This window comes from Kitasatospora sp. NPDC003701, from assembly GCF_053587085.1.
In genome coordinates this window covers 37,202-51,873 of sequence record NZ_JBSFNM010000035.1, presented here as the reverse complement: position 1 = coordinate 51,873, position 14,672 = coordinate 37,202, and the positions used below count along the sequence as shown (strand labels likewise).

The following is a 14,672-nucleotide window of genomic DNA, read 5'->3' as shown; positions in this document are numbered from 1 at the left end:
CGACCGGCCATGACGGGGCAGCAGTTCGGCGACTACCAGAACGAGATCTACTTCGACGGGCTGTTCGGCAACCAGCCGAAGCTGCCGATGACCTTCGCGGAGCTGGAGGCCCGGGCCGAGGCCGCGCTGCCGGCGTCGGTCCGGTCCTACGTGGCCGGCGGCGCCGGTGACGAGCGGACCCAGCGCGCCAACGTGGCCGCCTTCGACCGGTGGGGCCTGGTGCCCCGGATGATGGTCGGCGCCGCGCGCCGGGAGCTGGGCGTGGACGTCTTCGGGCTGCGGCTGCCCGCGCCGCTGTTCCTGGCACCGATCGGGGTGATCGGCCTCTGCGCCCAGGACGGCCACGGCGACCTCGCCACCGCCCGGGCCGCCGCACGCACCGGGGTGCCGATGGTCGCCTCCACCCTGTCGGTCGACCCGCTGGAGCAGGTCGCCGCCGAACTCGGCGACACCCCGGGCCTGTTCCAGCTCTACACCCCCACCGACCGGGCGCTCGCCGAGAGCCTGGTGGACCGCGCCGAGGCCGCCGGCTACCGGGGCATCGTGGTCACCCTGGACACCTGGGTCACCGGCTGGCGCCCGCGCGACCTCGCCACCGCCAACTTCCCCCAGCTGCGCGGCCACTGCCTGGCCAACTACACCTCCGACCCGGTCTTCCGGGCCCGCCTCGCCAAGACTCCGGAGGAGGACCGGGGCGCCGCCGTGCTGGAGTGGGCGGGCGTCTTCGGCAACCCGCTCACCTGGGACGACCTGCCCTGGCTGCGCTCGCTCACCGACCTGCCGCTGATCCTCAAGGGCCTCTGCCACCCCGAGGACGTCCGCCGCGCCCGGGACGGCGGCGTCGACGGCGTCTACTGCTCCAACCACGGCGGCCGGCAGGCCAACGGCGGCCTGCCGGCGCTGGACGCGCTCCCCGGCGTGGTCGAGGCCGCCGACGGTCTGCCGGTGCTCTTCGACTCCGGTGTGCGCAGCGGCGCGGACGTGATCAAGGCGCTCGCCCTCGGCGCCACGGCCGTGGGCGTCGGCCGCCCGTACGCCTACGGGCTGGCCCTCGGCGGGGTGGACGGTGTGGTGCACGTGCTGCGCTCGCTGCTCGCCGAGGCGGACCTGGTCATGGCGGTGGACGGCTACCCGACGCTCGCGGACCTGCGCGCCGAGGGCGCCCTGCGCCGGGTCGAGGCCTGACCGGCGGGGTGCACGCCGACCTGCGGGTCTGGCCGACAGGAGGCTCGACCCACGCGGCACACAGGGCCGACACCTGAGACGAGGCGGGCTCCGAACAGCCCCAGCGGGCCTCGGATTTGTGCAGCGGGCAGATAGGTCCTCAAGTCGTGAGCAGTGTATGCAGACGCTCGGCCGGGTTTCCCGGCCGAGCGTCTTGCGTGGTCGGCCATTGAGCCGGTCGGCCACGGAGACCAGTGGGCGCGATCATCTCCGCGCGGCTCTCCACGATGCCGCCGCATCCGCCCGTCCGCGAGATCAATGGGACGCCCGTCAGGGTCCCGGACCCGGACCACGAGCTGTGGACCGGGCCGATCCGCGCCCTGGTGTCCGTGGCCGCGAACTGCTCCCACACCCCCATCCCCGGCGGGTGCGGACCGATCAATCCCGGTGGGTGCGCGTCGCACTGCAACGGTGGCGGCGGAGGCGGGGGTGGGGGCGGCGGCGCCCACTAGCCTGGGCGCACCAACACGGAAAGGGCGGACCCATGGACGAGCTCGAAGCCCAGCAAGTGGCCAACACCCTGCGCAGGCTTGAGCTTCGGGGATTTGTCTTCCCCGAGGACCCGGAGAACCCGGGCGGGCGCTGGCGGGTGTACGACAGTGCCGATGCCGCTACCCGGCGGGACATCACTGACGAGGTGCTGACGGTCATTGCGGGCCGCTCTCGGGCTGACGGGACCGGCCCGACGCGAGGGTTCATCATCCCCGCCCGCCGCTGAACCGTGCCCCTGAAGCCGGCCCGGCCGCCATTCGTCCCCCGCGGGGCGGTCGGGCGCCCCTGGACGCCCTCGTAGCACTGACGGATTCGCCCCCGGCACGCCGGCGGAGGGCGAGCAGAGCCCCCGGCTTGCATCTGGCGATGTGAGTCCGGGGACCTCTGCTGTGTTACTGGCGTCCGCCGTCTCGGGGCGCCGGTCTCGTGTCAGATGTCGCCGAGCGGGACGTCCGGGTTCGTCAGCCGGTCCACGTCCACCACCCGCTGTGACCGGACGAGGTCCCGGATCGGGTCGGTGACGTCCCAGACGTTCACGTTCATGCCCGCCAGGACCTTGCCGTCGGCGAGCCAGAAGGCGATGAACTCGCGGGTGGCCGGGTCGCCGCGGAAGACCACCCGGTCGTAGCCGCCGGGCTCGACGTAGCCGGTGTACTCCATGCCCAGGTCGTACTGGTCGGTGAAGAAGTAGGGCACCCGGTCGTAGGCCGCGTCCTGCCCGAGCATCGCCCGGGCGGCGGTCTGCGGCTGGTTCACCGCGTTGGCCCAGTGCTCCACCCGGATGTGGCGGCCGAGCAGCGGGTGGAAGGCGTTGGCGACGTCGCCCGCCGCGTAGATGTCCGGGTCGGAGGTGCGGAGGTGCTCGTCGGTCCTCACGCCGTTGTCGAGCTCCAGCCCGGCCGACTCGGCGAGCGCCGTGTCGGGGGAGATGCCGATGCCGACGATCACCGCGTCCGCCGCGACCGTCGTGCCGTCCGCGAGCCGGACGCCGGTGACCGTGCCGTCCTTGCCGGTCAGCTCCTCGACCTCGACGCCGAACCGCAGGTCCACGCCGTGCGCGCGGTGCAGGTCGGCGAAGACCTGGGCGACCTCGCGGCCGAGCACGCGCAGCAGCGGGAGTTCGGCCGCCTCCAGCACGGTGACCTCGGCGCCCGCCGTCCGGGCCGCGGCCGCCGTCTCCAGGCCGATCCAGCCAGCCCCGATCACCGCGACCCGGGCGCCCGGCTTCAGCGCCGCCCTGATCCGGTCGCTGTCCTCCACCCGGCGCAGGTAGTGCACGCCGTCCTGGTCCGCGCCGGGGACGGGCAGCCGGCGCGGCACCGAACCGGTGGTGAGCAGCAGCTTCGCGTACTCGACCCGGCCGTCGTCGGCGAGCGTGACGGTGCGCGCGGCCGGGTCGACCGAGGTGACGGCGGTGCCGAGGCGCAGCGTGACGTCGTGGTCGGCGTACCACTGCGGCGGGTGGACGTAGATCTTCTCGCGCGGCGTCTCGCCGAGCAGGTAGCCCTTGGAGAGCGGCGGCCGCTCGTACGGGCGCTCGTGCTCGGCGCCGATCAGGACGATGCCGCCCCGGTAGCCGGCCTCGCGCAGGGCCTCGGCGGCCTTCGCCCCGCCCAGGGAGGCGCCGACGATGACGTACGGACGCTCGCGCCCGGTGCCGTCGGCCGTTCCCGCTGTGTCCGTGCTCATGGCTGAACTCCTCGCTCTCCGGCCGGAATCACGGACAGCCTGCCGCCGGTCGGGGAGCCTGTCGAGGCCACGCCAGGCGCGCCGCGACAGGCTCCCCCGAACGGGTGAAGCGAGTGTCCCGGGGTTTGCGGGCGCGGCCTCCCGGGTGCGGGGGTGCGCGGGGTCAGTGGGTCATGGCGTCGCGGACCAGCGCGGTGTCGACGAACTGCTCGAAGCGGACGATCCGGCCCCCGCGCACGGTGAAGTGGTGCGCCACCCGGACGGCGAGCGGCCGGCGGGTGGCCCGGTTGACCGCGGTGTAGCGGGCCAGCACCACCACGTCCTCGCCGGACACCACGTAGCTGTCGTCGTGCGCCGTCCACTCGTCCCAGTCGGCCGCCAGCCGCTCCATGACGCCGCCGGTGACGCCCTTCGGGGTCCGGTACGTGCCGCCCAGCGGGAAGCCGGCCATCTCCGTCCACTCGACGTCCTCGGCCAGGGTGGCCCGCAGGGCGGCGAGGTCGCCGCGGGCCGAGGCCAGGTACTGGCGGCGGACCACGTCGGCGGGGGCGTCGGACTCGGCGAACGACACCTCGGACCTGGGAATCTCGATCATCGCCGCTCAGCCCCAGACCATCTCGCCCTTGGCGACCTTCGTCCCGAGGTCGACCGCCAGCGTCATGCCGAGCCCCGGGTAGCGGCGCTCCAGCGCCTCCTTGGCGGCGGCCGCGTCGACGCCCTGGCCGATCTCGGTCTCGAAGGCCCGCAGGTAGTCGCGGGTGTGCACGATCGCGGTGGTGTCGGTGGGCGCGTCGGCCGTCCGGTGGCCGGCCACCACGAACTCCGGCTCCAGCGCCTCCATGCCGTCCAGCAGGTCGATCCAGGCGGCCCGCTGCGCCGGGGTCGGGGTGTCGGCGGTCCAGACGTGCAGGCCCTCGAAGAGCAGTACCCCGCCGAGCAGCGTCCGGTGGTGGTGCTGCCAGAGGTAGTGCCGGTCCGGCAGGTGGAAGTCGGCGCCGCGCAGCTCGAACCGGTGGCCCTCGAAGACGATCTCGTCCCCGTGCAGCACCTCCGGCCGCACCAGGCGGGTCGGCAGCTCCGGGCCGAGGTGCGCCCAGGCCTTGAGCTTGCCCTCGTACGACTCCTGGATGTGCTCGACGGTGGACGCCGTGGCCAGGAACCGCGCCTGGGGGAAGGCGTCCTGCACCTCCTGCGCGCCGAAGTAGAAGTCCGGGTCGCCGTGGCTGACGAACACCGTGGTCAGCCGCTTGCCGGTGGCCCGGATCCGCTCGACCAGCCGGCGCCCGTCGGAGCGGGTGAACCCGGCGTCCACCAGCAGGGCGTCGTTGGGCCCGGTCACCAGCACGGAGGTCTTGTTGAGCGAGCTGTCGGGGCTGTCGACGACCTCGAAGTCGAGAGAGCTCATGCAGGGTGTCCTTCCTCGGGCCGGCCCGGCCGCCGTACGCCGGGCAGCCGTCGCGGCCCAGCATCGGCGACCCGAGGGCGGCCCGCACCTCGGACGGCGCCGCCGGGGGACGGCGGGAGGGTCCGGCCGGCCCAGCGCCGCAGGGCCGCTCCGCAGCGGGGTCACCCACCGCACGGAGCCGGCCGGGCCGCGAACCGCTCACCGGCCCGGCGGGCCGGGACGGGTCCAGAGCGTGAGGTCGCTGCTGGTGGCCACGGCCATGGTCCGCCCCGACGGCGAGAAGCCGGCGGCGCGGAAGGTCGACCAGGAGGAGTGGAACACCTGCCACCAGGTCTCGCCGTGCGCGCCCTCGTACGGTCCGCGGCCGGTGCAGAGCAGCACCCGTTCGTTCGGCCACTCGGGGACCACGACCTCGACGTGCCAGCCGTCGTCGGTACCGGTGTGGAGACCGCCGCCGTGGAGGCCGGCCACCGGGACGCGGACGTCCGCGACCGGACCGATGCCGGGGCAGGCGAGATCGGGGCCGTCCGGCTCCTCGTCCGGGTCGTACTCGCGGGCGAGCCGCTCACCGGTCGTCGCGTCGAACAGGCCGTGTCCGCTGCCGGAGACCACCAGGACGAGGTCGCCGCCGGTGGCCGGGTCGGTGGCGAAACCGATCCCGAGCAGTCCGCCGACCGGGATCATGCCGGGCCCGACCGGCTGCCACGGCGACGGCGGTGCCGTCACGGTCGCGGCGAGGAAGCGGTCGCGGAGCTGCTGCTGGAAGACGGTGACGGCCATGGCGGCGATCATCCCACCGCTCCGGTCGGTCACCCCTCCGGGGCCAGCCTGGTCACCGCCGCGGCCGCGAGCAGGGTGGCGGCCGCCAGCGCGGGCCAGAGCGCGCCCGGCCCGACGGCCAGCAGCGAGGTCAGCACCGCCGGGGCCAGCGCGCGGCCGACGCCCATCGACAGCTCCCAGCGGGCGAGCGCCCGTCCGAGCAGCCGGGGCGGCGCGGTGGCGGCGACCAGGGCCGTCCCCGAGCCGCTGTAGAGGATCTCGCCGAGCGTGAAGAGCACCGAGACGGCCGCCACGGCGGCCGCACCGGCCGTGCCGCCGATCGTCCCCGCCGCCCAGAAACCCAGGTAGGAGACGGCGAGGGCGGCTCCGGACACGGCGAGCACGGCCCGCCGGGAGCGGTCGGCGAGCCGGAGCACGACCGCGAGCTGAAGCGTGATCACCAGCACGGTGTTGCCCACGAACACGCCCGAGGACCAGGCCGGGGAGGCGTGCAGGTGGAGGACCAGCAGCGCGGGCAGGGCCACCTCCAGGACGTCGAAGCAGAACGCGTAGGGGAGGTTGGCGGCGCTGAGCAGGCCGATCCGGCGCAGCACCGGGCCGGCCGCCGGGTCGGCCGCCGGCGCGGGGCCGGACGCGGGCGCGGGGACCGGTCCGGGGTCGGGCGCGGTGACCCGGAGCGAGTGCACCAGCCCCGCCGCGACCAGGCACGCGGCGCCCGTCACCCCGGCCAGCAACCGGATCGCACCCGCCCCGCCGGCCACCGCGAGCGTGGCGAGCAGCGCGCCCGCGCCCAGGCCCGCGTTGCGCAGCGTCCGGCCGGCGGCCAGGGCGGCGTCCCGGGTCCGCCCCTCGGTCAGCGTGCTGACCACGGCCGCGTGCGTGGTCGGCCAGGACTGGCTGCCGACGCCGAGCAGGACGGCCGCCGCCGTGAACCCGCCGAGGCCGTCCGCCGACAGCAGCGCCGCCGCACCGGCCCCCCGGACCAGCAGGGTCACCGCCGCCGGGAGGCTGCGCGCGCCGCGGTCGATCCAGCGGCCGGTCAGCGGGAGCACCAGCAGGCCCGCCACCATGCCGGCGGACATCGCCAGACCGACCGTGCCCGCGTCGAGCCGCAGCACCGAGATGCCGTAGAGGAGCAGGAACGGGCGGAGCAGACCGGCGCCCAGCGCGTCCACCAGCAGGGCGACCGCGTAGCGGCGGCCGCCGGCGGCGGTGAGCAGCCTGAGCAGGGCGGCGGGGTCGGCGAGCAGTGCGGCGGGCCCGGTGCGCGGCGGCCCGGTACGCGGCGGCCCGGCCGGCTCGGCGCGGAGTTCGGCGGGCGGCGGTCCGGCGGGCGGGTTCGACGGGTAGTGGCCGTCGCGGGCGGTGGCGGACTCGGTGAGGGACTTCTGCGGGAGCGGACTCATGGCCGGTACCGTCCGCCCGCGCGGCGCCCGCGCGCACGCCGATTGACGAGTCCCGTCAATCGGCGGCGGCGCCCCCGCGACGGCCTGGCAGGATCACCGGGGTGAGCCTCAGCATCGACATCACCGCCCTGCCCGACGAACGCCTGCTCTTCACCCCCTCGCCGCTGGCCGAGCTGAGCGCGATGCTGCACGTCCTCGCCGAGCCCGCGCACCACCCCGGGCTGCACGGCTGGGCGGCGAGCACGGCCGCCTCGATCGCTCCCGAGCTGTCCGAGCGGCTGTCGGAGGCCGACTTCCTGTGGCGCTCCTCGCGGGCCGACTTCCTCGTCCCCGGTCTGCCGGGCGCCACCCTGGCTGAGGAGCTGGACGCCGTCGACCGGATCGACGACGAGCTCTACGTCCGGGCCGCCGTCATCACCACCTGCGGGTCGTCCAGGCTCACCCGTCGGCTCGCCTCGCCGCTCACCGACCCGGCGGCGCAGGAGCGGGCCCGGGAGCTCGCGCTGGCCCGGGGCCCCCGGCAGGCCGCCTTCGCCGACCGGCTGTTCGCCGACCCGCCGGCGGTCCGGACGATGGTCCGGCGGATGCTGGAGGACTGCCGGGAGGCGTTCTTCGCGGACGCCTGGCGGCGTGTGCTGCCGGACCTCGCGGCCGACGCCCGGCACAAGACGGACGTGCTGGTCCGGCACGGCCCCGGTGAGGCGCTCGCGGCGGTGTCCTCCGCGGTCACGCTGGAGGACGGCCCGGACGGGCAGCGGCGGATCGTCGTCGACAAGCTGCAGGACAACGCCACCGGGGCCGGCGCCGGGGGAGTGACGTTCGTCCCGACCGCCTTCGGGCACCCGCACCTGCTGGTGGTGCACGCGCCCGGGTGGCGGCCGGTGGTGCAGTACCCGGTCGCCGGGGGCGGGCTGCCCGAGCCGGTCTCGCTCGCCGTGGTGCAGCAGCGGCTGGAGGCGCTGGCCCATCCGGTCCGGCTCCGGCTCGCCCGCACCATGGCGCGCGGTCCGCACACCACGGGCGAGTTGGCGGCGGCCTGGCAGCTCAGCGCGCCGGAGGTGTCGCGGCACCTGGCGGTGCTGCGCCGGGCCGGGCTGCTCACCACCCGGCGGCGCGGGCGGTACATGCTGTACCAGCTCGACCTGGCGGGCAGCGCCCGGCTGGGCTCGGACCTGCTGGAGGCGGTGCTGCGGTGACGGTACGGCGCTGGCGGTGCGGCGCTGGCGGTCCTGCGCCGACGGTGCTGCGGTGACGGTGTGAGGTCGCGGACGGCGTCGCGGGGCGCGTGCACGGGCGACGGGGCGTGCGGCGCGGGGCGCACCACCGGACGGGGCCGGTGGACGGGAACAGGGAACCGGGGGGCGGTGTTCGAGCGATCATGACCAGTGACGATGTGCCCCTGACCGCTTCCGAGACCGACATCCTGCGCTACGCCGCCTTCGCCACCGACCCGGGTGGTGGGAACCCGGCCGGCGTGGTGCTCGACGCCTCGGGCCTCTCCGCGGAGCGGATGCTCGCCATCGCCGCCGAGGTCGGCTACTCCGAGACGGCGTTCCTGATACCGGACGCGGCGGCCGCCGCCGTCGCCGAGGGCCGGGCCGAAGCCGGGTACACCGTGCGGTACTTCAGCCCGCTGCTGGAGGTGCCGTTCTGCGGCCACGCCACCGTCGCCTCCGCCGTCGCGATCGCCGACCGGACGGGCCCCGGCCGCTACGTCTTCGCCACCGCGGCCGGCGAGGTGGCGATCGAGGTGGACAAGGGCGCGGACGGCGCGCTGCGCGCCACCCTGACCAGTGTCGAGCCGCACGTCGAGGAGGTGAGCGAGGCGGACGTCACCGAGGCGCTCGCCCTGCTCGGCTGGTCGGCCGACGAGCTGGACGCGGCGCTGCCGCCCCGGATCGCCTACGCCGGCGCCCGCCACCTGGTGCTGGCCGCCGCCACCCGTGACCGGCTGGCCCGGCTGGACTACGACTTCGACGGCCTCGCCGCCTATATGACGGCCCGCGGGCTCACCACCCTCCAGCTGGTCTGGCGCGAGAGCGAGCACGTCTTCCACGCCCGCGACCCGTTCCCGGTCGGCGGCGTCGTGGAGGACCCGGCCACCGGCGCGGCGGCCGCGGCCTTCGGCGCCTACCTGCGCGAGCGGGGCGCGGTGACGGCACCGGCCACCCTGACGCTCCACCAGGGCGAGGACCTCGGGCGCCCGGGCGTGCTCGGCGTCGAGCTCCGCGAGGGCGACACCCGGGTCCGGGTTTCGGGGACGGCGGTGGCGATCCCGTAGCGGCTCCGGGGCTCGGCTTCGCGGCCCGCCCCCGCCTGTCGCGCCGGCGGGCCGGGGCTGTCCCGGGCAGCCCGGGCGGTCGGATGCGCGCAGCTGGGCGCCCGGTCGCGGCGCGGGGCGCGGGAAAACCGATTGTGCCGGTGGAGCGGGATGGGCGAGCCTGCCCGGATGGGACAGGACAACGGTCGGACCGTCAGCATCCACGTCACCCACGGCGGTGAATACCTCGGGCCGGTGGGCCCGTTCGAGGTGGACGGGGCGTGGTGGTCCGCCGCCGCGCCGGTGGTGGAGCGGGTGTCGCAGGAGCTGGGGGTGCCCGTCCTGGTGCTGCGGCTCGCCGAGGTGGCGGCCGGGGGCGGCGGCCGCGGCGGGCACGTGGTCTACCACGTCGAGGCGTTGGAGCGCCCCGCCGGTCTGGTGCCGCGTCAGGCGGGCGCCGACACCGTCGCCCTGCTCGGGCCGGCCGAGCGGCGGGCCGGCTGGGCCACCCCGCCCGGCCTGCGGGCCGCGCTCGCCTGGGCGGAGCGGACGCTGCACCGGGCGGGCCGTCCGGCGGCCGGCCCGGTCGAGCAGGTCCGGACGTGGAACCTGTCCGGTCTCTTCCGCTACCGGACGGCGACCGGCGTCGACGCCTGGCTGAAGGCGGTCAACCCGGCGTTCAACGCCGCCGAGGGCGAGGCGATCGCTCTGCTCGGCAGTGTCGATCCCACGCTGGTGCCGCCGGTGCTCGGCGCCGATCCCGTCCACGGGCTGCTGCTGCTCGACCATGTGCCCGGTGAGGACTGCTGGAGCCCTTCCGCCGAGGAGGTCGCCGACGTGGTGCCGCGCCTGGTCGCCGCCCAGGCGGCGCTCGCCGCCGACGGCCGGGCGGCCGCGGCCGGCCTGCGGGACCGCACCCCGCGCACGCTGATCGCGCAGGTGGACGCGCTGCTCGACCGGCTGGAGCGGGCGGCGGAGTGGGTAGGCACGAGCTCGGAGCGTCCGGCCGGAGCCGGCCCGGGGGCGCCCGGTACGTCGCTGACGGCCGAGGAAATCGCCGCCGCCCGGGTGCTCGCGGGCCGGCTGCCCGCGCTGGTCGAGGAGCTGGCCGCCTGCGGGCTGCCGGAGACGCTGGTGCACGGGGACTTCCACCCCGGCAACTGGCGGTCCGACGGCAGCCGGTCGGTGGTCGTCGACTACGCCGACTCCTGCTTCGGGCACCCGGCGCTGGACGGGCTGCGCCCCCGGCAGTACGTGTCCGAGGAGCGCTGGACACAGCTCGTCGACGTGTGGGCGCGCGCTTGGCGGGAGCACGCCCCCGGCTCCGACCCGGAGCGCGCGCTGAGGCTGGTCGAGCCGCTGTACCACCTGGCCTACGCGGTGCGGTACCAGGAGTTCCTGGACCACATCGAGACCAGCGAGCGCCCGTACCACGAGGAGGATCCGGAGAACGAGATCCGCGCCGCGCTGGCCTGGACGGGGACGGCTACGGGGACGGGGACGGGTACGGGCGCGGCCGCGGAGGACACGGCACGGGCCTGAGCGGCGCCCGGTGGGCCGTCGGCGCTGCCCTCCGCCCTGCGGAGCGGCGGCGCCGACGGCCTCACCCGGACGGGGCGATCAGGCGGCCGTCGCGGGCCGAGTGGAGGGCGATCGCCTCGACCGGGCAGAAGTCGACCGCCTCCAGGAGCTCCTCCGTCAGCCGCTCGTCGGCCGGGGTGCCGTGGGGCGTGGACTCCCGCACCGGGTGGGCGAGGCCGTCGGCGCCGAGCGCCAGCGAAGCGGGGGCGGTGAGCGCGCACATGCCCGAGCCGATGCAGCGGTCCCGGTCGACCCGCACCACCACCGGGCCGTCCGCCGGTCCTGCCGGTCCCGCCGGTCCCGCCGGTCCCGCCGCGTCCGCCACGTCCGGGCCGGCGTCCGGCGTCACCAGGTGACCTGGAGCGTGTTCGGGCTGCGCGTCAGCAGGCCGCGCCGCCAGTCGATGGACCCGGCGGGACCGGCGAGCCGGAGCGAGGGCAGCCGGCGGGCCAGCCGGTGCAGGGCCAACTCCAGCTCCATCCGGGCCAGCCAGGCGCCCAGGCAGTGGTGCGGCCCGGCACCGAAGGTGTACATCGGTGCGGCCAGCGGCGAGAACAGCTCGGTCAGCAGATCGCCGGTGAAGACCGCGGGGTCGTGGTTGGCGGTGCGGGTGTCGGCGGCGACCACGCTGCCGGCCGGGATGACCACGCCACCGATCTCCACGTCCTCGACGGTGCGCCGGAACAGGCCGGGGAGCACATCGCCGTCCCCGAGCGGGACAGCCCGCAGCAGCTGCTCCGTGGCGGCGGCCGCGCTCTGCTCGTCGGAGGCGAGCCGGTGCCAGGCGTCGCGGCCGTCGCTCAGCAGATAGACCAGGGCGTTGCCGAGCATGGTCATGGTCGTCTCGTGCCCCGCCACCACCAGGCCGATCACCAGCGACACCAACTGCGCCTCGGTGATGCCGTCGCTCTCCCGGGCCGCTTCCAGCAGGCTGCTGACCAGGTCGTCACCGGGAGCGGCCCGGCGTTCGGCGATCAGGTCGGCACCGAAGTCGGCGAACTCGTCCATCGCCCCCCGGACCGCCCGGGTGGAGTGCGCGGTGGTGGAGAGCGCATGGTCGCTCCAGTGCGCGAGGCGCTTGCCGTCCAGGCCGTCGAGCCCCATCAGCCGGCTGATCACGGCGACCGGCAGCGGGCGGGTGTAGGCGGCGATGATGTCGGCGGGGGAGCCCTGGTCGATCAGCTCGTCCAGCAGGGCCTCGACCACCGAGGCCACCCAGGGCCGCCAGCGGGCGATCGCGCGCGGGGTGAACGCCCGCTGCACGGTGCGGCGCAGCCGCTGGTGGTCGGCGCCGTCGAGGTTCAGGATGCCCTGCGGGTCGTCCAGGAGGTTCGGGGCGAGCGAGAGCGGGGGCGCGTCGGGTGCGTACAGCGGGGCGCGGCCGAGGCGCGGATCGGCGAGCACCTGCCGCACATCGGCGTGGCGGCTGACCAGCCAGACCGGGGTGCCGGTGGGCAGCGAGCCGAGGCGCGGCGGGCCGGGTTCGAGGCGGCGCAGGCAGTGCAGCGGCGGCAGCAGGGGCAGCGCGGCCGGCGCGGCCGGCACGGTCGGGTGGGGCGGGCCGGGCGCTTGGGTCTCGGCCGGGCCGGTGGTGGCACGGGTGGCACTGTTCTCGGCGGACATCCGTACTCCAGACTCCAGGGCGGTGGGCCGCAGGGGGCGGCCCGACGGGGGGTGGATCCGGGGAGGTGCGCGGGGACGGTCGGGCGAGCGGTCGGGGCGGAGCGAGGTCGTAGCGGTCGGACAGGTCGGACAGGTCGGGAGGGCCGGTCGGGAGGACAGGTCGGCCGGGCCGGTCGGGAGGGCCGGGCCGGTCCGCCGGGGGCGTGGGCGGGCGGGGCGGGTGAGTCGGACGGGTCGTTACGACCGTACGTGGGCGCCGAGCCACAGTCAGCAACGATTCCAGCCAACGCGGGGTGGTTGGGGGGCCGATGACGGGCGCTCGGTCCCGCCCGCGCGCCCCTGCCGCCCGGGCGGCGGTGAGCGGGATCACCGGGGCCGTTCGCCGGGCGCGGCCCGGCCCGGACGATACGCTTCGTGGGCAAGTCGTTTGACGCAGGTCACGCCGGTGCAGAGCCGCACCGGCCGACGGAGGTGGAATCGGATGGCCCAGCAGGTGAAGGCAGTCATCGCGCGTGCCAAGGGCGCGCCCGTGGAGGTGACGACGATCGTCGTACCCGACCCCGGGCCCGGCGAGGCGGTGGTGCGGATCCAGGCCTGCGGCGTCTGCCACACGGACCTCCACTACCGGGAGGGCGGCATCAACGACGACTTCCCGTTCCTGCTGGGCCACGAGGCGGCGGGCATCGTGGAGTCGGTGGGCGAGGGCGTGACCGAGGTCGTCCCCGGTGACTTCGTCGTCCTCAACTGGCGTGCGGTCTGCGGCCAGTGCCGCGCCTGCAAGCGCGGGCGCCCGCAGTACTGCTTCGACACGCACAACGCCAAGCAGCGGATGACGCTGCTGGACGGCACCGAGCTCTCCCCGGCGCTGGGCATCGGCGCGTTCGCGGAGAAGACCCTGGTCGCGGCCGGCCAGTGCACCAAGGTCGACCCGGCGGCCGAGCCGGCCGTCGCGGGCCTGCTGGGCTGCGGTGTGATGGCGGGCATCGGTGCCGCGATCAACACCGGCAACGTCGGCCGGGGCGACTCGGTCGCGGTGATCGGCTGCGGCGGTGTCGGCGGCGCGGCCGTGCTCGGCTCGCGGCTGGCCGGCGCGGCGAAGATCATCGCGGTGGACATCGACGACCGCAAGCTCGCCACCGCGCGGAAGCTCGGCGCGACCCACACCGTCAACTCCCGCACCACCGACCCCGTCGAGGCGATCCGCGAGCTGACCGGCGGAAACGGCGCGGACGTCGTGGTCGAGGCGGTCGGCCGCCCGGAGACGTACAAGCAGGCGTTCTACGCCCGTGATCTGGCCGGCACGGTCGTGCTGGTCGGCGTCCCGACGCCGGAGATGACGCTGGAGCTGCCGCTGCTGGACGTGTTCGGCCGGGGTGGTGCGCTGAAGTCGTCCTGGTACGGCGACTGCCTGCCCTCGCGGGACTTCCCGATGCTGATCGACCTCTACCTCCAGGGCCGCCTGGACCTCGGCGCCTTCGTCACCGAGACCATCGAACTCGACCAGGTGGAGCAGGCGTTCGCGCGCATGCACGAGGGCGACGTGCTCCGTTCGGTGGTGATCCTGTGAGCGGGGCCCGGATCGACCGGCTGGTCACCGCCGGCACCTTCGACCTCGACGGCGGCAGCTGGGAGGTGGAGAACAACGTCTGGATCGTCGGTGACGACGAGGAGGCCGTGGTGATCGACGCGGCCCATGACGCCGAGGCGATCGAGGCGGCCCTCGGCGGGCGACGCCTGCTGGCGATCGTCTCCACCCACGCGCACAACGACCACATCGATGCGGCCCCGGCCCTCGCGGCCCGCACCGGCGCACCGATCCTGCTGCACCCGGACGACCTGCCGTTGTGGAAGCTCACCCACCCCGACCGCCTGCCGGACGGCGAACTCGCCGACGGCCAGCGGATCGAGGTGGCGGGCACCACGCTGACCGTGCTGCACACCCCCGGCCACGCGCCCGGCGCGGTCTGCCTCCACGCCCCCGGGCTCGGTACGGTCTTCACCGGCGACACGCTCTTCCACGGCGGCCCGGGCGCCACCGGCCGGTCGTTCTCGCACTTCCCGACGATCATCGACTCGATCCGCGACCGGCTGCTCCCGCTGCCTCCGGAGACGGTGGTCCGCACTGGCCACGGCGACCCCACCACGATCGCCGCCGAGGCCCCCGCGCTCCCCGACTGGATCGCCCGCGGCCACTGACCGCCTTCGGTCCCGG

Annotated in this window: 14 protein-coding genes; 7 read left to right on the top strand and 7 right to left on the bottom strand. The window is 75.6% G+C overall.

The window, feature by feature from the left end; genetic code table 11:
- Window positions 1-9 precede the first annotated feature (9 nt).
- Together ACWDRR_RS27950 and ACWDRR_RS27945 are read left to right on the top strand one after the other, a co-directional pair.
- A complete protein-coding gene (locus ACWDRR_RS27950) occupies window positions 10-1,185 on the top strand; it encodes an alpha-hydroxy-acid oxidizing protein (protein WP_449775005.1) in 1,176 nt (391 codons plus the stop codon).
- A gap of 523 nt (window positions 1,186-1,708) precedes the next feature.
- Complete coding sequence (locus tag ACWDRR_RS27945; protein WP_449775004.1) at window positions 1,709-1,942, top strand: hypothetical protein; 234 nt, start codon at window positions 1,709-1,711, stop codon at window positions 1,940-1,942.
- Window positions 1,943-2,145: 203 nt separating this feature from the next.
- On the opposite strand, the gene ACWDRR_RS27940 is transcribed toward ACWDRR_RS27945, so the two are convergent.
- The 5 genes from ACWDRR_RS27940 to ACWDRR_RS27920 all read right to left on the bottom strand — a co-directional run bounded on the left by ACWDRR_RS27940 (window position 2,146) and on the right by ACWDRR_RS27920 (window position 6,996).
- Window positions 2,146-3,405: an NAD(P)/FAD-dependent oxidoreductase gene (locus ACWDRR_RS27940; protein ID WP_449775003.1), complete on the bottom strand. Its 1,260-nt coding sequence runs from the start codon at window positions 3,403-3,405 to the stop codon at window positions 2,146-2,148.
- A 163-nt stretch (window positions 3,406-3,568) separates the two neighbouring features.
- Window positions 3,569-4,000, bottom strand: coding sequence for a nuclear transport factor 2 family protein (locus ACWDRR_RS27935; protein ID WP_449775002.1), 432 nt, complete (start codon window positions 3,998-4,000; stop codon window positions 3,569-3,571).
- A gap of 6 nt (window positions 4,001-4,006) precedes the next feature.
- Entirely contained in the window at window positions 4,007-4,810 is an 804-nt protein-coding gene (locus ACWDRR_RS27930) for an MBL fold metallo-hydrolase (protein ID WP_449775001.1), read from the bottom strand.
- A 198-nt stretch (window positions 4,811-5,008) separates the two neighbouring features.
- The gene (locus tag ACWDRR_RS27925) at window positions 5,009-5,590 is read right to left on the bottom strand and encodes a hypothetical protein (protein WP_449775000.1); all 582 of its coding nucleotides are present in this window, start codon (window positions 5,588-5,590) and stop codon (window positions 5,009-5,011) included.
- 29 nt (window positions 5,591-5,619) lie between these two features.
- Window positions 5,620-6,996 carry an MFS transporter gene (locus ACWDRR_RS27920; RefSeq protein ID WP_449774999.1) on the bottom strand — a complete coding sequence of 459 codons (1,377 nt, stop codon included), beginning with the start codon at window positions 6,994-6,996 and terminating at the stop codon, window positions 5,620-5,622.
- Window positions 6,997-7,097: 101 nt separating this feature from the next.
- On the opposite strand from ACWDRR_RS27920, the gene ACWDRR_RS27915 reads away from it, so the two are divergent.
- The 3 genes from ACWDRR_RS27915 (at window position 7,098) to ACWDRR_RS27905 (ending at window position 10,798) form a co-directional block, all read left to right on the top strand.
- The gene (locus tag ACWDRR_RS27915) at window positions 7,098-8,192 is read left to right on the top strand and encodes a DUF5937 family protein (RefSeq protein WP_449774998.1); all 1,095 of its coding nucleotides are present in this window, start codon (window positions 7,098-7,100) and stop codon (window positions 8,190-8,192) included.
- A 182-nt stretch (window positions 8,193-8,374) separates the two neighbouring features.
- Window positions 8,375-9,277, top strand: coding sequence for a PhzF family phenazine biosynthesis protein (locus tag ACWDRR_RS27910; protein WP_449774997.1), 903 nt, complete (start codon window positions 8,375-8,377; stop codon window positions 9,275-9,277).
- A 168-nt stretch (window positions 9,278-9,445) separates the two neighbouring features.
- Window positions 9,446-10,798, top strand: coding sequence for a phosphotransferase family protein (locus ACWDRR_RS27905; protein WP_449774996.1), 1,353 nt, complete (start codon window positions 9,446-9,448; stop codon window positions 10,796-10,798).
- A gap of 61 nt (window positions 10,799-10,859) precedes the next feature.
- On the opposite strand, the gene ACWDRR_RS27900 is transcribed toward ACWDRR_RS27905, so the two are convergent.
- Entirely contained in the window at window positions 10,860-11,186 is a 327-nt protein-coding gene (locus ACWDRR_RS27900) for a ferredoxin (protein WP_449774995.1), read from the bottom strand.
- On the bottom strand, window positions 11,183-12,460 hold the full coding sequence (locus tag ACWDRR_RS27895; protein ID WP_449774994.1) for a cytochrome P450: 1,278 nt from the start codon (window positions 12,458-12,460) through the stop codon (window positions 11,183-11,185). Before ACWDRR_RS27895 ends, ACWDRR_RS27900 begins: the two co-directional genes overlap by 4 nt.
- A 481-nt stretch (window positions 12,461-12,941) precedes the next feature.
- Here ACWDRR_RS27895 and ACWDRR_RS27890 point away from each other — a divergent pair, with 481 nt between their 5' ends.
- Both ACWDRR_RS27890 and ACWDRR_RS27885 read left to right on the top strand, forming a co-directional pair.
- On the top strand, window positions 12,942-14,027 hold the full coding sequence (locus ACWDRR_RS27890; RefSeq protein ID WP_449774993.1) for an S-(hydroxymethyl)mycothiol dehydrogenase: 1,086 nt from the start codon (window positions 12,942-12,944) through the stop codon (window positions 14,025-14,027).
- Window positions 14,024-14,656 (top strand): MBL fold metallo-hydrolase, encoded by a 633-nt coding sequence (locus tag ACWDRR_RS27885; RefSeq protein WP_449774992.1) that lies wholly within the window; start codon window positions 14,024-14,026, stop codon window positions 14,654-14,656. The genes ACWDRR_RS27890 and ACWDRR_RS27885 overlap by 4 nt, the downstream gene beginning before the upstream one ends.
- Window positions 14,657-14,672 lie beyond the last annotated feature (16 nt).